Source organism: Micromonospora sp. NPDC048894 (assembly GCF_040649765.1).
GTDB lineage: Bacteria > Actinomycetota > Actinomycetes > Mycobacteriales > Micromonosporaceae > Micromonospora > Micromonospora antibiotica.
Window position 1 is genome coordinate 286870 of the sequence record NZ_JBEZFY010000004.1, and the last position, 17471, is coordinate 304340.

12 protein-coding genes are annotated in these 17471 nt (G+C 73.6%); 1 reads left to right on the forward strand and 11 read right to left on the reverse strand.

The window, feature by feature from the left end:
* Window positions 1-331 precede the first annotated feature (331 nt).
* The 6 genes from AB0C22_RS10920 to ligA all read right to left on the reverse strand — a co-directional run bounded on the left by AB0C22_RS10920 (window position 332) and on the right by ligA (window position 11142).
* Entirely contained in the window at window positions 332-2689 is a 2358-nt protein-coding gene (locus AB0C22_RS10920; RefSeq protein ID WP_219468029.1) for a transketolase C-terminal domain-containing protein, read from the reverse strand.
* Between the two features lie 154 nt (window positions 2690-2843).
* On the reverse strand, window positions 2844-4343 hold the full coding sequence (gatB, locus tag AB0C22_RS10925) for an Asp-tRNA(Asn)/Glu-tRNA(Gln) amidotransferase subunit GatB (RefSeq protein WP_219468026.1): 1500 nt from the start codon (window positions 4341-4343) through the stop codon (window positions 2844-2846).
* A 13-nt stretch (window positions 4344-4356) separates the two neighbouring features.
* Window positions 4357-5832 carry an Asp-tRNA(Asn)/Glu-tRNA(Gln) amidotransferase subunit GatA gene (gatA, locus tag AB0C22_RS10930; protein WP_357534682.1) on the reverse strand — a complete coding sequence of 492 codons (1476 nt, stop codon included), beginning with the start codon at window positions 5830-5832 and terminating at the stop codon, window positions 4357-4359.
* A gap of 112 nt (window positions 5833-5944) precedes the next feature.
* Window positions 5945-6250, reverse strand: a complete 306-nt coding sequence (gene gatC / locus AB0C22_RS10935; RefSeq protein WP_088641698.1) for an Asp-tRNA(Asn)/Glu-tRNA(Gln) amidotransferase subunit GatC — start codon at window positions 6248-6250, stop codon at window positions 5945-5947.
* A 189-nt stretch (window positions 6251-6439) separates the two neighbouring features.
* Entirely contained in the window at window positions 6440-8812 is a 2373-nt protein-coding gene (locus AB0C22_RS10940; protein WP_219468024.1) for an EAL domain-containing protein, read from the reverse strand.
* Between the two features lie 191 nt (window positions 8813-9003).
* Window positions 9004-11142 carry an NAD-dependent DNA ligase LigA gene (gene ligA, locus AB0C22_RS10945; protein WP_219468020.1) on the reverse strand — a complete coding sequence of 713 codons (2139 nt, stop codon included), beginning with the start codon at window positions 11140-11142 and terminating at the stop codon, window positions 9004-9006.
* A 182-nt stretch (window positions 11143-11324) separates the two neighbouring features.
* On the opposite strand from ligA, the gene AB0C22_RS10950 reads away from it, so the two are divergent.
* Window positions 11325-11837 (forward strand): type II toxin-antitoxin system PemK/MazF family toxin, encoded by a 513-nt coding sequence (locus AB0C22_RS10950; protein WP_219468016.1) that lies wholly within the window; start codon window positions 11325-11327, stop codon window positions 11835-11837.
* A gap of 251 nt (window positions 11838-12088) precedes the next feature.
* Here the strand turns inward: AB0C22_RS10950 and AB0C22_RS10955 are convergent, their stop codons facing one another.
* From AB0C22_RS10955 to AB0C22_RS10975, 5 genes are all read right to left on the reverse strand, one after another.
* Complete coding sequence (locus AB0C22_RS10955; RefSeq protein ID WP_357534685.1) at window positions 12089-13090, reverse strand: ADP-ribosylglycohydrolase family protein; 1002 nt, start codon at window positions 13088-13090, stop codon at window positions 12089-12091.
* A gap of 102 nt (window positions 13091-13192) precedes the next feature.
* The gene (locus AB0C22_RS10960; RefSeq protein WP_208567309.1) at window positions 13193-13561 is read right to left on the reverse strand and encodes a VOC family protein; all 369 of its coding nucleotides are present in this window, start codon (window positions 13559-13561) and stop codon (window positions 13193-13195) included.
* A gap of 37 nt (window positions 13562-13598) precedes the next feature.
* On the reverse strand, window positions 13599-14606 hold the full coding sequence (locus tag AB0C22_RS10965; RefSeq protein WP_219468009.1) for a methionine synthase: 1008 nt from the start codon (window positions 14604-14606) through the stop codon (window positions 13599-13601).
* Between the two features lie 104 nt (window positions 14607-14710).
* Entirely contained in the window at window positions 14711-15784 is a 1074-nt protein-coding gene (gene mnmA / locus AB0C22_RS10970; protein ID WP_219468006.1) for a tRNA 2-thiouridine(34) synthase MnmA, read from the reverse strand.
* 466 nt (window positions 15785-16250) lie between these two features.
* Entirely contained in the window at window positions 16251-17426 is a 1176-nt protein-coding gene (locus AB0C22_RS10975) for a cysteine desulfurase family protein (protein WP_208567312.1), read from the reverse strand.
* Window positions 17427-17471 lie beyond the last annotated feature (45 nt).

A 17471-nucleotide genomic window follows, 5' to 3' on the forward strand; every position in this document is an offset into this window, starting at 1 on the left:
TCACCTCCAGGCCGCACCCACCTATGCACACCCGCATCCTTTGCTCTGCTGCCCTCACCGCGACAGTTACCTTCCGTCAGGAAGCTGCCAATAGTCCCCAGTCGCAGCGTTCTACATTCTCCCTGTTCAAAGCCGTGTCGCCTCTATGGCAGCAGAGCAAAGGATGCAGACCCACATCACGAGGATCGCCAGGAAGAACACTCAGAGTGACCCAGAGCGGCACCAGCCACAACAATCACAGAGGGTAATCAGACAGGTGGCCTGCCCCGCTGAGGGGTGGGTTTCCCGAACCGGAGATGGCCCGGACCACGCGAGGCACCATCGCGACCCGTCAGCGTAGGGACAGGGCGGCCAGGGCGGCGTTGACGATGCTGCCGGGGAGCAGGTCGTGCAGCTCGTACAGCTCGCGGACGCTGCCGGACTGGCCGAACTCGTCCACCCCGAGCGGCACCGCCGGCACACCCAGCGCCGAGCCGAGCCAGGCCATCGCGTGCGAGGCCGCGTCGTGCACGGTCACCAGGGGGGTACGGTCCCCGAAGGCGGCCCGCAACGCGCCCGGCACGCTCGGCACGGTCGCCGTACGCACGCCCTGGCGCAGGGTGCGCTGCCACGCCCGGTAGAGGCGGTCCAGGCTCGTCACGTCGACCACGTGCGCGGCGATGCCCTCGTCGGCCAGTTCGGCGGCGGCGGCCAGCACCTCCGGCAGCACCGCCCCCGAGGCGGCCAGGGTCACCACCGGCGCGTCGGCCAGCTGCGGGTACGCCTGGTGCGCGTCCACCAGCCGGTACGCCCCGGCGACCACCTGCCGGCGCAGCACCGCGTCGCCGAGGCGGACCCGGGCCGCCTCGAACGGTGTCTGGTCCAGCGGGCGGGTGCTCAACCGGAAGTAGTACGCCCCGTCCTCGGCCGGCGCGGCGGTAGCGGCCGGCGCAGCGCCCTGCGCGATCTGCCCGAACGCGTCACAGAGCAACCAGTCGAGGCTGGTCGCGTACGCCGGTTCGCAGAAGGTGACCCCGGGCAGTTCCAGGCCGACGGAGGCGGTGATGGTCGACTGGTGGGCGCCACCCTCCGGGGCCAGCGTGACGCCCGACGGGGTGCCGGCCACCACGAACCGGGAACCCGAGTAGGTGCCGTAGAGGAACGCGTCCAGCCCGCGCAGCACGAACGGGTCGTAGACGGTGCCGACCGGCAGCAGCGGCTGCCCGGACAGGTCCCAGGACAGGCCGAGCTGACCCAGCAGCAGGAACAGGTTCATCTCGGAGATGCCCAGTTCGATGTGCTGCCCGGCGGGGCTCTCCGTCCAGCGCAGCATCCGGTCCTGCGACCAGGACCGCCGCTCCGTCGGGGCGAACACCCCGGTCCGGTTGATGAACCCGGCCAGGTTGGTGGAGGTCGCCACGTCCGGCGCGGTGGTGACCAGGTAGGGCGCGACCTGGGGGTCCCGGGCCAGCTCCACCAGCACCCGCCCGAACGCCTCCTGGGTGGAGATCGGCTTCTGCGTGCGTACCCCGGTGGACTCCGGGACGGTGACCCCCAGCGAGCGGTGGCGGGGCGCGCGGGCCAGCGCCTCACGGCGCGCGCCGGCCCGGATGCCGGCCGGACTCGCCGGGTCGAGCCGGTCCCACTCGGTCGCGGTGGTCAGGCCATGCGCCGCCCGCAACACGTCGACCTGCCCGGTGGACAGCAACGCCGAATGGTTGCGCGGATTACCGGCGAGCGGCAACCCCCACCCCTTGACGGTGTACGCGAAGACGACGCTGGGCCGGTCGGTGACCGCGTCGCACTGCGCGTACGCGTCGAGCATCGCCGCCAGGTCGTGCCCGCCCAGGTCGGTGACGAGCGGGGCCAGCTCCTCGTCGGTCAGATCGGCGATGAACCCGGCGATACCGTCGGGCGCCCCGTCCAGGAACTGCTGCCGCAGCGCCGGCCCGGCCAACCCGAACAGCGACTGGTACTGCTCGTTGGGCATCCGGTCGATCCAGTCGCGCAGCGCCGCCCCACCCGGCCGGGCGTACGCCTGCGCCAGCCGACGGCCGTACTTGACCTCGACGACGTGCCAACCGGCGGCCTCGAACTGCCCCCGCCACTGGTCGATCCGGATGCCGGGCACCACCCGGTCCAGCGACTGCCGGTTGAAGTCGACAAGCCACATCACGTTGCCGAGGCCGGTGGTGGCCGGGTCGGCGACCGCCTCCCAGATGTTGCCCTCGTCCAGCTCGGCGTCGCCGATCAACGCGACGAACCGGGAGTGCGGGCGGGCCCCGAAGTGGGCGTCGACGTAGCGGCGGGTCACCGCGGCGAACAGTGGGGCCGCCGCGCCCAACCCGACCGAACCGGTGGAGAAGTCCACCTCGTCCGGGTCCTTCGTCCGCGACGGGTACGACTGCAACCCGCCCCGCGCCCGCAGCTGCGTCAGGTACGACCGGTCCAGGTTGCCGAGCAGGTATTGAATCGCGTGGAACACCGGGGAGGCGTGCGGCTTGACCGCCACCCGGTCCTCGGCGTCCAGGTGGGCGAACCACAGCGCGGTCATCGCGGTGACCAGGGAGGCACTCGACGCCTGGTGCCCACCGACCTTCACCCCGTCGCCGGTGTCCCGGTCGTGGTTGGCCGCGTCCACGATCCGGGTGGCGAGCCACAGCACCCGCCGCTGGATCTCGTCGAGGACGTCGAGGTCGTGCTCGTTCACGGCAACTCCATCCGGGCGTCGCCGTTGACGCCCTCGGTGGGGGGTCGCGCGGGTCGCGCGCGTACCCCGGGGGAAGGGGTGAGGGCCACCGTCGGGTCACGACGGCGGCCCTCGCCGGTCGCGGGCGGGAAGCCTCGGCTCCGGCCCGCTCGGGTCAGCCCTGGACGCCGAGGCGCTCCAGGATCAGGTCACGGAGGGTCTTGGCGTCGGCCTGGCCACGGGTGGCCTTCATCACCGCGCCGACCAGCGCACCGGCAGCGGCGACCTTGCCGCTGCGGATCTTGTCGGCGATGGCCGGGTTGGCGGCGATCGCCTCGTCCACGGCGGCGGTGAGCGCGCCGGTGTCGGAGACCACCTCCAGACCCCGGTTGGTCATGATCTCGGTGGGCGAACCCTCGCCGTCGACCACGCCCTCCAGCACCGTCCGGGCCAGCTTGTCGTTGAGCTTGCCCGCGTCGACCAGGCCCTGCAGCTCGGCGACCTGCGCCGGGGTGGCCCCGATGTCGGCCAGCTCCACACCCGTCTCGTTGGCCCGGCGGGACAGCTCACCCAGCCACCACTTGCGGGCCGCCGCCGGGGTGGTGCCGGCCGCCACGGTCGCCTCGATCAGCTCGACCGCACCGGCGTTGAGCACCGACTGCATGTCGAGGTCGGACAGGCCCCACTGCTCCTGGAGCCGGCGACGGTGCAGCCGGGGCAGCTCCGGCAGGGCCGCCTTCAGCTCGGCCACCCAGGCGGTGTCCGGGGCGAGCGGCACCAGATCCGGCTCCGGGAAGTAGCGGTAGTCGGTGGCGGTCTCCTTGGACCGGCCCGGCGTGGTGTCCCCGGTGTCCTCGTGGAAGTGCCGGGTCTCCTGGGTGATCCGGCCGCCCGCGTCCAGCACCGACGCCTGCCGCAGGATCTCCGAACGGACCGCCCGCTCCACCGACCGCAACGAGTTGACGTTCTTGGTCTCGGTGCGGGTGCCCCACTCCTCGCCCGGCAGGTTGAGGGAGGTGTTGACGTCGCAGCGCAGCGACCCCTCCTCCATCCGCACGTCGGAGACCCCCAGCGAACGCAGCACGTCGCGCAGCTCCGTCACGTACGCCTTGGCGACCTCGGGGGCGAGCGCACCGGTGCCGGGAACCGGCTTGGTGACGATCTCCACCAGCGGGATGCCGGCCCGGTTGTAGTCGACGAGCGACTCGGTCGCCCCGTGGATGCGGCCGGTGGCCCCACCGACGTGCAGCGTCTTGCCGGTGTCCTCCTCCAGGTGCACCCGCTCGATGCCGATCCGCACCAGCTCGCCGTTCACCTCGACGTCCAGGTAGCCGTCGGAGCACAGCGGCTCGTCGTACTGGCTGATCTGGAAGTCCTTCGGCATGTCCGGGTAGAAGTAGTTCTTCCGGGCGAACCGGCACCATTGCGCGATGGAGCAGTTCAGCGCCAGGCCGATCCGGATGGTCGCCTCGATGGCCGCCTTGTTGGCCACCGGCAACGAACCGGGCAGGCCCAGGCACACCGGGCAGACCCGGGTGTTGGGCTCCCCACCGAAGTCGGTCGGGCAACCGCAGAACATCTTGGTGTTCGTGCCCAGCTCGACGTGGGTCTCCAGGCCGATCACCGGCTCGTAACGCGCAACGACCTCGTCGTACGCGGGCAGTGTCGTCGTCATCTGAACTCCAGCCTCACAGTGCCGGTGGGGTGAACGTGCCGACCACGGACTCCAGCGCGGCGGCGACCCGGTACATCCGGTCGTCGGCCATCGTCGGGGCCATCACCTGCAGACCGACGGGCAGCCCCTCGGACAGGCCGCACGGCACCGAGATGCCCGGCCCGCCGTACAGGTTCGTCGGGATGGTGAACAGGTCCGCCAGGTACATCTGGTACGGGTCGGCGGTACGCGCCCCGATCGGAAACGCCACGAACGGCGTGGTGGGCGAGATCAGCGCGTCGACCTGCTCGAACGCCGAGGTGAAGTCCCGGGTGATCAGGGTACGGACCTTCTGCGCCTGCCCGTAGTAGGCGTCGTAGTAGCCCGACGACAGCGCGTACGTGCCGACCATGATCCGCCGCTTGACCTCGGCGCCGAACCCGGCCTCCCGGGTCAGCGACATGACCTCCTCCAGCGACCGGTTGCCGTCGTCACCGACCCGCAACCCGAACCGGACCCCGTCGAACCGGGCCAGGTTGGAGGAGCACTCGCTCGGCGCGATCAGGTAGTACGCCGGCAGCGCGTACCGGAAGTGCGGGCAGGACACCTCGACGATCTCGGCGCCCAGCTTGGCCAGGGTGTCCACCGACTCGCGGAACGCGGCCATCACGCCCGGCTCCGCGCCCTCACCGGTGAACTCCTTGACGATGCCGAGCTTCACCCCGGTCAGGTCGCCCGTCGCACCGAGCTTCGCGGCGGCGACCACGTCCGGCACCGGCTGCGGGATGGAGGTGGAGTCGCGCGGGTCGTGCCCGCCGATGACCTGGTGCAGCAGCGCCGCGTCGAGCACCGTACGGGCACACGGGCCCGGGGTGTCCAGCGAGGAGGAGAACGCGACGAGGCCGTACCGGGAGGTGCCGCCGTAGGTGGGCTTCGCGCCGACGGTGCCGGTGACCGCGCCGGGCTGGCGGATCGAGCCACCCGTGTCGGAGCCGATGGCCAGCGGGGCCTCGTACGCGGCCAGCGCGGCGGCGCTGCCCCCGCCGGAGCCGCCCGGGATCCGGTCGGTGTCCCACGGGTTGTGCGTCGGGCCGTACGCCGAGTATTCGGTGGAGGAACCCATCGCGAACTCGTCCATGTTGGTCTTGCCGAGCATCACCGTGCCGGCCGCGCGCAGCCGCTGCACGATCGTCGCGTCGTACGGCGGACGCCAGCCTTCCAGGATCTTGGAGCCGACGGTGGTCGGTACGCCCTTCGTGGTGAGCACGTCCTTCACCGCCACCGGCACCCCGGCCAGCGGTCCGAGCTGCTCACCGGCGGCCCGCCGCTCGTCGACCGCGCGGGCGGCGGCCAGCGCCCCCTCGGTGTCGACGTGCAGGAACGCGTGCACCCGGTCGTCGACGGCGGCGATCCGGTCCAGGTGGGCCCGGGTCACCTCGACCGCGGAGGTCTCCCCCGAGGCCACCAGGCCGGCCAGGTCGGTCGCGGTCATTCTGGTCAGGTCGGTCATGCCGTCGCCTCGCTCCGCTCACCGGCGCCCCGGACACCCGGCGCACTGTGCTCGATGGTTCGCTCGCCCCGCCCGCTCACCGGATCACACCCGGTGTCACGTTCACACCCGCTCACGACGCCACGTCCTCGTCCAGGATGCGCGGGACGCGGAACCGCTGCTCGGCGACGTCGGGGGCACCCGACAGCGCCTCCTGCGGGGTCAACCCGGGCACCACCACGTCGTCGCGGAGCACGTTGGTCAGCGGCACCGAGTGGGAGGTCGGCGGGATGTCCGCCGCCGTGACCTCGCCGACCTGCGCGACCGACTGGAGGATCACGTCCAGTTGGCCGGCGAAGGTGTCCAGCTCCTCCTCGGTGACGGCGAGCCGCGACAGTCGCGCGAGGTGCGCGACCTCCTCGCGGGAGATGGCGGCCATCGGTGCCCCCTTCGTGGCTGTGCTGCTGCGTCTCGGTGTGCCGGCCGCGCCGTCGACGGGATTGACGCGCGGTGACCGGAGCGAGTCTATTGTCCTGCGCTCACCCCGACACCTCCGACTCCCCCTGCGTCCGGGCCGCCGGCCGGTCCGGGGGCCGCCCGCCCACCCCCGTGGATGTGCCGGCGACCGTCAGCGGGCGTGCCGGCGGGGGATCTCGGCGTCCGGGCTGGGGACGGGGCTCAGCGGGCGGTAGCGGGCCAGCCAGGCGGTCAACTCGTCGGCGGGCATCGGGCGGGCGTAGAACCAGCCCTGCGCGGCGTCGCAACCGGCCGCGTGCAGCAGCCGCCAGGTCCGTTCGTCCTCGACCCCCTCGGCGACCACCCGCAGGCCGAGCGCACCGGCCAGCTCGATCGTCGACTTGACGATCGCCGCGTCGTCGGCGTCCTCGGCCATCCCCAGCACGAACGACCGGTCCACCTTCACCTCGGACAGCGGCAGCCGGCGCAGGTGCTGCAACGACGAGTAGCCGGTGCCGAAGTCGTCCAGCGAGATGGCGACCCCCAGCTGGTGCAGCCGGGTGATGGTGGCCAGCACCCGTCGGGGGTCGGCCATCAGCGCCCCCTCGGTGATCTCCAGCTGCAGCCGTTCCGGGCGTACCCCGGCACCGGCGAGCCGGTCGGCGATCCGGTCGACGATCTCCCCGGTGTGCAGGTCCCGCACGCTGACGTTGACCGCCGCCCGCAGGGTGATCCCGGCCGCCGACCACGTCGCGAGCTGCGCCACCACGTCGTCGATCACCCGGTAGGTGAGCAGGCGCATCACGGCGCTCTGCTCGGCGACCCGGATCAGCTCCTCCGGGTCGACCATCCCCCGGCGCGGGTGCCGCCAACGCAGCAACGCCTCCACCCCGACCACCTCGCCGGTGGCGATGGCGACCTGCGGTTGGTAGTACATGGTGATCTCGCCGACCTCCGCCGGGCCGGCCGGAGGCGCGACGTCCTGCGCCGCCGGGGTCGGCACGGCCGGCCGGTGCTCCGGGACCCCACCGTGACGGCGGACCGGGTCGGCACCGGTGAGGATCCGGTTCAACAACTCGTCGGGGTGCACCGGTGTGGGCCGCTGCCGTCGGCGCGGCAGCCACCACCGGCCCGGTCCGCCGACGCGGGGGGCCGGGCCACCGGCGGGTCCGTCGACGGGGGCCAGCCGGGACGGCAGTGTCGCGCCGTCACCGCCGCGCACGGCCCGCCCGCCCGTCGGCCCCGCCTCCAGTACGCGCCGCAGGTCGGCCAGGAGCGCCAACCGCTCGGCGGAGTTGTGGTCGGACTCGGCCGCGTACATGGCGACGGTGTCGTTGCGGTGCTTCGCGTCGTACATGGCGACGTCGGCGTGGCGCATCAGGGTGGCGTAGTCCTCGCCGTGGTCGGGGAAGAGCGCGATGCCGATCGAACCGCCGACGTCCAGTGGCAGCCCGTCCAGCGACACCGGTTCGGCCAACGCGGCGACCACCCGGTCCGCCAACTCCCGGGCCTCGGCCACCCCGTCGAGCCCACCGGCCACGATCGCGAACTCGTCCCCGCCCAGCCGGGCCAGCAGGTCGCGCTCCCCGATCACCTCGGCGAGCCGGGCACCCACCTCGACCAGCAGCCGGTCACCGACCGCGTGGCCGAGCGCGTCGTTGACGTTCTTGAACCGGTCCAGGTCGATGAGCAGGAGCGCCACCTGTGCGCCGCGGTCCCCCCGGGCGACCCGCTCGGCATGCCGGTGCACCTGCTCGGCCACCTCGGCGAGCAGCGCCTTGCGGTTGGGCAGGCCGGTGAGCGGGTCGAGGGCGGCGAGCTGGACCTGTTCGTCGGAGAGGTGCGCCATCCGGTAGACCGCGAACAGGGGCACCAGCACCAGCGGGATCAGCGCGGCGTTGGCCCGCGCTGCGGTGACCAGGACCGGGGCGAGCAGCAGCAGCGAACCGGTGGAGAGCAGTTCGAAGGGCAGCCCCTGCCGGGCGGCCGGCCACCACCGGCCACCGAAGCGCAGCCGCAACGCGGTGCTGACCAGCCCGTAGTTGACGACGAACCAGGTGACGGTCGCACCCCCGGCGGTGAGGACGTCGGTCCAGCCCACCCGGTCGTCGTCGAACAGCCCGCCCGGTCCGAGCCGGAGCACCAGGTGGGCGGCGGTGAGCGCGCAGGCGTACTGGGCGGCGTTGAAGGTGGTCCGCCAGGGGGCGTGGCCCAGCCGTACGCCGGAGACGGCGACCGCGACGGCCTGCACCAGCACCGCCGGCCCGAGCCCCCAGCCGAGCAGGATGGCGAAGGTGAAACAGGTGGACGGGAAGACCGCTGAGGTCTGCCGGCGTCCCGAGGGGATGAAGGGTCGGGCGTCGCAGCCGACCGCGAGCACCGCCATCGTCCAGAACGCCACCGGGAGCTGGTCCAGCCGGCCGACGAGGTCGATCAGCGGCCCGACGCAGGCCAGCACGGCCAGGCCGATCACCCCGACGACGAGGCCCAGGAACGGCCCCTCCTGCCCGCCCGGGAACGAGTTGCGGGGGTCGGCGGTCTCCATCGCACCTCCCGGGCACGCCCCATCAGGGTGTACGCCGGTCGCACACCTGCCACCATGAAACGCCCTGGGTGCCGGTGGACCCGTACGACAGCCACGAATCGGTCGTAGTCGTGACTAAGTTGGTATACGACCCCAAGATTCACCTATGGGCGGAGCAGGACGGGCGGACGGTCAGGTCAGCGGCCGGACGCTCAGCTCTCCTCGACCCGGGCCACCTCGCGGGCCGCCTCCGGGCCGGCGTCGAGCAGCACCCGGAAGCCGTCCTCGTCGAGCACCGGCACCTTCAACCCGGCCGCCTTGTCGGCCTTGGACCCGGGGTTGTCGCCGACCACCACGAAGCCGGTCTTCTTGGAGACCGAACCGGTGACCTTGCCGCCCCGGCTCTGGATCGCCTCGGCCGCCTGGTCCCGGCTGAACCCGGCGAGCGTGCCGGTCACCACCACGGTGATCCCCTCCAGCGGGCGCGGCCCCTCGTCGACCGCCTCCTCGGCCATCCGGACCCCGGCCTCGGCCCACTTGCGGACCACGTCGCGGTGCCAGTCGACGGCGAACCACTCCTTGATGCTGGCGGCGATGGTCGGACCGACCCCGTCGACCGAGGACAGTTCCTCCTCGGCAGCCGCCTCGATCGCCGCCACCGAACGGAAGTGCCGGGCCAGGGCCTGCGCGGCGGTGGGCCCGACGTGCCGGATGGAGAGCGCCACCAGCACCCGCCACAGGTCGCGTTCCCGGGCCACGGCGAGGTTGTCGAGCAGCTTGGTCGCGTTGGTGCCGAGGCTGCCGTCCTTGTTGACGAAGAACGGCGAGCGGGCGAGCTGCGCGGCGTCGAGGGCGAACAGGTCACCCTCGTCGCCGATGATCTCGGCGTCGAGCAGCGCGGCGGCGCCCTTGTAGCCGAGCACCTCGATGTCGAAGCCGCCCCGCCCGGCGAGGTGGAAGACCCGTTCCCGCAGCTGCGCCGGGCAGCTGCGGGTGTTGGGGCAGCGGATGTCGACGTCGCTCTCCTTGGCCGGGGCGAGCGGCGTGTTGCAGGACGGACAGTGGGTGGGCATGACGAACGGGCGGGCGTCGGCGGGTCGCAGCTCGATGACCGGGCCGAGCACCTCGGGAATCACGTCGCCGGCCTTGCGCAGCACCACCGTGTCGCCGATCAGCACCCCCTTGCGTTCGACCTCGCGGGCGTTGTGCAGGGTGGCCTGGGCGACCGTCGAACCGGCCACGTGCACCGGCTCCAGCACCGCGTACGGGGTGATCCGGCCGGTCCGCCCGACGCCGACCTCGATGTCGAGCAGCGTGGTGTTGACCTCCTCCGGCGGATACTTGAAGGCGATCGCCCACCGGGGCGCCCGGCTGGTCGAGCCGAGCCGACCCTGGATGGGCACCGGGTCGACCTTGACGACCACCCCGTCGATCTCGTGCTCGACGTCGTGCCGGTGCTCGGCGTAGTGGGCGATGTATTCCGCCACGCCGGCCAGGTCGGGCACCACCCGCCAGCGGTCACTGGTCGGCAGCCCCCACGCCTTCAGCGCCGCATACGACTCGGACTGGGTGGCCGGCCGGAAGCCGGTGCGGGCGCCGGTGCCGTGCACCACCAGCCGCAGCGGCCGGGACGCGGTGATCCGGGGATCCTTCTGGCGCAGGCTGCCGGCGGCGGCGTTTCGCGGGTTGGCGAACGGCGCCTTGCCCTGCTCGACCAGGCTGGCGTTGAGGTCGGCGAACCCGGCGACCGGGAAGTAGATCTCGCCCCGCACCTCCAGCAGCTCCGGAACGTCGGGGAACTCGTCGGACGGGGTGAGCCGGGCCGGCACGCTGCGGATGCTGCGCACGTTGGCGGTGACGTCCTCACCGGTGCGCCCGTCGCCCCGGGTGGCGGCGCGGACCAGCCGACCCTTCTCGTAGGTCAGGTTGATGGCCAGGCCGTCGACCTTCAGCTCGCACAGGTAGGGCACCGGGCCACCGGCGTCCCGCTCGACCCGCTCGGCCCAGGCGGCCAGCTCCTCGTCGGCGAAGGCGTTGTCCAGCGACAGCATCCGCTCGGCGTGGGTGACCGGGGTGAAATCGGTGGAGAAGGTGCCGCCGACCCGCTGTGTCGGCGAGTCGGGGGTACGCAGTGCCGGGTACTCCGCCTCCAACGCCTCCAGCTCGCGCAACTGCCTGTCGAACTCGGCGTCGGTGATGGTCGGCGCATCGAGGACGTAGTAGCGGTACTGGTGTTCGGTCAGCTCCTGACCCAACGTGGCGTGCCGCTCCCGGGCCTCGGGGGTGGGCTCACCGCCGGCCGCCGCCTCCTGGGCCGCGCTGACCTGCTGGGGAATCTCTTCTTCCGACACCCTGTCGCCTCCGGACACCGTGCGAACCTCCCCCGTGATCACGCTACTGGAGCACGGTAACCGGCCGGTGGGACATTCCCCCTGCCTGCCCCACCCCGCCCGACGGGCGACCGGCCCCGGGGCGTGCGACGATCGCCGCACGTCGGCGGCGCGGTGGCCGCCCGGAGGAAGGCGGGGTACCGATGCCGGAGTGGTTGCTGTGGGGGCTGCTGATCGTCCTGGCGGTCGCCGCCGGCTGGGCCTGGAACGAGTGGCGACGCCGGGGCGGGCGACCGTCGAGTGGCGACGGGCGCACCCGACCGGAGCGGGGCACCCCGCCCCGGGACCGGGCCCGACCGACCGCGCCACCGCGTCCCCGCACCCCCACCGGCACGCCCCGCCCGGGTGACATCTGGTGGGCGGACGTACCGTTCCACGACGGCACCGGCTCGAAGGTACGCCCCTGCCTGGTGGTACGCGCCGACGACCGGGGCATCGAGGTCCTCAAGATCACCAGCCAGGACAAGAGCGACCGGGACGACCACGTATCGATCCCGACCCGGGACTGGGACCCGGACGCCGAACACGACAGCTGGCTGGATCTGGCCGAGCCGATGCGTATCCCCGCCGACGCCTTCTCCCGCCGGGCCGGTAGCTGCGACCCGGCCCTGTGGCGGCGGGTGAAGCGACTGCACGGGCGACGCAGCCCGGCCTGAGCACCGCACCACCCCCGGCGCTCCCGTCGTGGTGACCGACACCGCGACGGCGCGGCATCCGGCCGGCCGGGCGGCATCCGGCCGGCCGGGCAGGTGGGCGGCATCCAGCCGGCCGGGCATCCGGCCGGGTGGCATCCGGCCCGGCGGCCGGGCGGGCGGTCCGGCGGCCGGGCGGGCGGTCCGGCGGCCGGGCGGGCGGTCCGGCGGCCGGGCGGGCGGGCGGGTTGGCGGCATCTGGCCGGGCGGGCGGGTCAGTCCCAGGCCGCGCCGAGGGTGGCGAGCTGGTCGGCGTACTCGATGCGGGTGGACCAGGCAGGCGGCCAGCCGGACAGCCCGTAGGCCGCGCCGAGGAACGCGCCGGCCAACGCGGCGATCGAATCCGAGTCACCCGCGGTGGTCGCGCCCCGGCCGAGCGCGGCCACCGGGTCGTCGGGGTGCCGCCGGACGCAGAGCAGCGCGGTGGCGAGCGCCTCCTCGGCGATCCAGCCCTCGCCCGTGTACCGGCACGGGTCTCCCCCGTCGTCCGGTCGGCGCAGCGCGGCGTCGAGCCGCTCCAGCGCCGACCGGCACTCGTCCCAGCCGGTGGCGATGAACTCCGCCGGGGAGTCCGCCCCGCACCGCCGCCACAGGTCACCCAACCAGTCGTCGCGGTACGTGTGGCGCTGGTCGCGGGCCCGGTCGGTCAGCAGGCCGGGCAGCTCCGTCAGCGCCGCGCCGTCGCACAGCACCCGCACCGCGTACGCGGTCAGCTCACTGGCGGCCAGGCCGGTGGGGTGGCCATGGGTGAGGCCGGCCTGGAGCTGGGACAGCCCGGCGAGGGTGTCCAGGTCGACGTCGAGCAGGCCGACCGGGGTGACCCGCATGTTCGCGCCGCACCCCTTGGAGTCGACCACCGTCGCCTGCTGCCAGGGCAGCCCCCGACCCAGCTCGCCGCAGGCCCGCAGGCAGGTCATCCCCGGTGCCCGGTTGTTCTCCGGGCTGGCGGCCCAGTCCAGGAAGCGCCGACGCAGCAACGGTTCGACGGCCTCCGGGGTGTACCCGGGTGCGTCGTGCAGGGCCCACGCCACCGCGAGCGCCATCTGGGTGTCGTCGGTGACCAGCACCGGATCGCCGACCAGTTCCCGTGGCCCCGCCGGGCCGTACCGGCGGTGGATCTCGGGCACGGACAGGAACTCGGTCGGCTTGCCGAGCGCATCGCCGTAGGCGAGCCCGAACAGCGAACCGGAGGCGCGACGGAGCGAGGAGTCGATCACGACCCGATCATGCCCCGCCCAGGCCACCCCGGCACCCCGGACGCCGCCGGCCGGGCAGCGCCACGGCGGCACCCGCCGCTGCCCGTCCGGCGGCGGAAGGCATCAGTCCCAGCAGAGGCAGAACGGGTGGCCCACCGGGTCGGCGTACACCCGGAAACCCTCCCCCTCGCCGGGCAGCCGCCGGGCGCCCAGGGCGAGCGCCGCCTTCTCGGCCACCTCGATGTCGTCGACCGTGACGTCGAGGTGGACCTGCTGCGGACGCGCCGGATCAGGCCAGGCCGGGGGAATCAGGTCGGTTGCCTGTTGGAAGGCGAGCCGGGGCTGCTGCCCGAGCGGACCGCCCAGCACGACCCACTCGTTGCCGTCGGAGTCCGCCTCGACCAGGGGCAGACCGAGCAGCTCGGCGTAGAAACCGGCCAGGGCACGCGGATCGGGACAGTCGATGGCGACGGTACGCAGTTTTCCAATCATGACCGTCATCCTGCCCACCCGGTACGACGGAAAACCCTCACTCCTCGTGCAGCCGGCGGGCGGCGTCCCGGCAGGCGGTGAGCACCGCGCGGGCGTACTCCGGGCCGGCTCCGGCGAGACCGCAGGCCGGGGTGACCACCACCTGCTCGGCGAGCTGACGGCGCGGAAAGCCGAGGCGGTCCCAGAGTCCGCGTACCCGATCGGCGAGCTGGGCCGACGTCGGCGCGCGGCCGGCCGACGGCGGCTGCGTCGGCGCCACCCCGGCCAGCAGGCCGAGACCGGCGTCGATCGCCTCGCCCAACGGGTCCAGGTCGGTGAGCAGGGCGAGGTCCAGCGCCACCCCGACCGCCCCGGCGGTGCGCAGCAGCTCCAACGGCACGTCCGGGGCGCAGCAGTGCACCACCGTCGGCACCCCGGCCGCCTTGATCACCTCGCTCAGCAGGGAACGGGCGACGGTGGTGTCGACCGGCCGGTAGGTGCCCAGACCGCTCTCGGTGCGGACCCGGCCGGCGAGCGCCGCCGGCAGCGACGGCTCGTCGAGTTGGAGCAGCACCGAGGCCCGGGGCAGCCGGCGGGCCACCGCCTCGACGTGCAGCCGCAGCCCCTCCGCCAGGGACGCGGTCAGCTCCCGCACCGCACCCGGGTCGCGCAGCAGCCGCCCGCCGATCGGCAACTCCACCGCCGTGGCCAGGGTGAACGGTCCCGCCGCCTGCACCTTCACCGGCCCGGCGTACGCCTCGGCCTGCTCGGCGAGCTGGTCGAGGTCACGTTCCAGCAGGTCCCGGGATCGGCGCAGGTCCCGACCGGGGCGGGGGGCGATCCGCCAACGGGCGGCGTACAGCTCCACCGGCAATTCCACGAGCAACCCGCCGGTACGCCCGATCAGGTCGGCGCCCGGCCCCCGGGCGGGCAACTCGGGCAGGTGCGGTAGGGCGGGCAGTTCACCGATGACGATCCGTTGCGCCTCGGCGATGTCGGTGCCGGGCAGCGAACCGATGCCGGTCGCCGCGCCCGCCGGCCAGGGCCAGAGCTGCTGTCGAGTCACCGCCGAAGGGTAACCGGCCCCCGCCGACCCACCCGACCGACGGTCAGTTCAGCAGCGACCCACCCGACCGACGGTCAGCCCGACGGCACCCCGTCGTGGGCGGATCAGCCGGTGATGGTGGCGGAGCCGAGCACCACGTCACCGGCCGGATCCGGCCGGTACGCCACGACGGCCTGCCCGGCGGCCACCCCGCGCACGGGACGGCGCAGCTCGGCGACGAGCGTGTCGCCGTCCACGCTCACCGTGGCCGGTACGACGTCGCCGTGCGCCCGCAACTGCACCTCACACTCGATCGGCGCGGTCGGCCGCGCACCACCGGTCCAGACCGGACGGCTGGCGCGGACCACGGAAACCTCCAGCGCCTCGGCGGGTCCGACGGTGACCGTGTTGGTCTTGGGGGTGATGGAGAGCACGTAACGCGGCCGCCCGTCCGGGGCGGGCCGGTCCAGGTGCAGGCCGCGCCGCTGGCCCACCGTGTAGGCGTACGCGCCGGTGTGACTGCCGACCACCTCGCCGGTGGACGCGTCGACCACCTCGCCGGGCGCCTCGCCGAGCCGCCCGGCGAGGAAACCCCGGGTGTCGCCGTCGGCGATGAAGCAGATGTCGTGCGAGTCGGGCTTCTCGGCGACCGCCAGGTCACGCCGGGCCGCCTCGGCGCGGACCTCCGCCTTGGTGGCGTCACCGAGCGGGAACACCGACCGGTCGAGCTGCGCGCGGGTCAACACCGCCAGCACGTACGACTGGTCCTTGGCGAGGTCGACACTGCGGCGCAGCAGCCCGTCCGGGCCGAGCCGGGCATGGTGACCGGTGACCACCGCGTCGAAGCCCAGCGCCACCGCCCGGTCCAGCACCGCCGCGAACTTGATCTTCTCGTTGCAGCGCAGACACGGATTCGGGGTACGCCCGGCCGCGTACTCCGCGACGAAGTCGTCCACCACGTCGGCGTGGAACCGCTCGGCCATGTCCCACACGTAGAAGGGGATGCCGATCACGTCGGCAGCCCGCCGCGCGTCCCGGGAGTCCTCCAGCGTGCAGCACCCCCGGGCCCCGGTCCGGAAGGTCTGCGGGTTGCGGGACAACGCCAGGTGCACCCCGGTCACGTCGTGCCCGGCGTCCACCGCCCGCGCCGCCGCCACAGCGGAGTCCACCCCGCCCGACATCGCCGCCAGAACCCTCACCAGCCACACCCCTTCTCCCCCACCAACCCTACCCACCCACCCCACCCCCACCCTCGCCCCGTCCCGCCCTCCCCCTCCCCACCCTCGCCCCACCCCGCCCTCGCCCTCGCCCCGGTGATCAAGAGGTTCGCGTCATCCCAGCGCCCGTTCCTGACCTAAATCTCTTGATCACCGAACACCACCACCGCCCACGCGCGACGGGGCGGGCTGGAAGGCCTGCACGGGCAGGTGAGGGTGGAGGCCGGCAGGGGGCCGGGCCGGCAGGGGGCCGGGCCGGCAGGGGGCCGGGCCGGCAGGGGCGGGTGATCAAGAGGTTTGCGTCAGAATCCGGCCGACGGGTGACGTAAACCTCTTGATCACCGGGGCGGGCCGGGGCGGGAGCGGGCGGGGCGGGAGCGGGCGGGCCGGGGCGGGAGCGGGCGGGGCGGGGCGGGAGCGGGCGGGGCGGGAGCGGGAGCGAGCGCTGTTAGCGGGGGGTGCGGAGGGCGGCGGCTCGGCGGGCGCGGTCGACGGCGGCGGGTAGGGCGGCGATGAGGGCGTCGACGTCGGCGGAGGTGCTGGTGTGGCCGAGGGTGAAGCGCAACGAGGAGCGGGCCCGGTCGTGGTCGGCACCCATCGCCAGGAGTACGTGGCTGGGCTGGGCCACCCCCGCCGAACAGGCCGAGCCGGTGGAGCAGGCGATGCCCTGGGCGTCGAGCAGGAGCAGCAGGGCGTCCCCCTCGCAACCGGGGAAGGAGAAGTGCGCGTTGCCGGGCAGCCGGTCGACGGGGTCGCCGTTGAACACCACTTCGGGCACCGCCTCCCGGACCCGTCGGACCAGGTCGTCGCGGAGCGCGGCCACCCGGGCGGCGTACTCCTGCTGGCCCTTGACCGCCGTTTCGACGGCGACCGCGAAGGCGACGATGCCGGCGGTGTCCAGGGTGCCGGAGCGGACGTCGCGTTCCTGCCCGCCGCCGTGCAGCAGCGGGGTGGCGGCGACGTCCCGGGCGAGCAGCAGCGCGCCGACCCCGGTCGGGCCGCCGAGCTTGTGCCCGGTCACGGTGAGCGCGGCGACCCCGCTGGCCGCGAAGTCGACGGGGACCTGACCGACCGCCTGCACGGCGTCGGTGTGCAGCGGCACCCCGTGTTCGGCGGCCACGGCGGCCAGCGCGGCCACCGGCTGCACGGTGCCGACCTCGTTGTTGGCCCACATGGCGGTCACCACGGCGACCCGCTCGGCGTGCTCGGCCAGCTCGGTGCGCAGCCGTTCCGGGTCGAGCTTGCCGGCGGCGTCCGTGGGCAGCCAGGCGACCTCGGCGGCTTCGTGGTCGGCGAGCCAGTCGACCGCGTCGAGGACGGCGTGGTGCTCGACGGCGCTGGAGACCACCCGGACCCGGTCGGGCCGGGCTGCCCGCCTGGCCCAGAAGATGCCCTTCACGGCGAGGTTGTCGCTCTCCGTGCCGCCGCCGGTGAAGATGACCTCGGAGGGGCGGGCGCCCAGCACCGCGGCCACCCGCTCGCGGGACTCCTCCACCCGACGCCGGGCACGCCGGCCCGTCGCGTGCAACGACGACGCGTTGCCGACCTCGCGGGCGGTGGCGACGTACGCCGCCAACGCCTCGTCGAGCATCGGGGTGGTCGCCGCGTGATCCAGGTATGCCATCACTGTTCAGCGTAACGGCCGGGGCACGGACCGTCGGATGCCGGA

Bases quoted from the DNA above. Each gene is read 5' to 3' on its own strand.
- AB0C22_RS10975 (WP_208567312.1), bottom strand. From the start codon at position 17,426: ATGGCATACCTGGATCACGCGGCGACCACCCCGATGCTCGACGAGGCG.
- gatA (WP_357534682.1), bottom strand. From the start codon at position 5,832: ATGACCGACCTGACCAGAATGACCGCGACCGACCTGGCCGGCCTGGTG.
- gatB (WP_219468026.1), bottom strand. From the start codon at position 4,343: ATGACGACGACACTGCCCGCGTACGACGAGGTCGTTGCGCGTTACGAG.
- gatC (WP_088641698.1), bottom strand. From the start codon at position 6,250: ATGGCCGCCATCTCCCGCGAGGAGGTCGCGCACCTCGCGCGACTGTCG.
- AB0C22_RS10960 (WP_208567309.1), bottom strand. From the start codon at position 13,561: ATGATTGGAAAACTGCGTACCGTCGCCATCGACTGTCCCGATCCGCGT.
- AB0C22_RS10950 (WP_219468016.1), top strand. From the start codon at position 11,325: ATGCCGGAGTGGTTGCTGTGGGGGCTGCTGATCGTCCTGGCGGTCGCC.
- AB0C22_RS10940 (WP_219468024.1), bottom strand. From the start codon at position 8,812: ATGGAGACCGCCGACCCCCGCAACTCGTTCCCGGGCGGGCAGGAGGGG.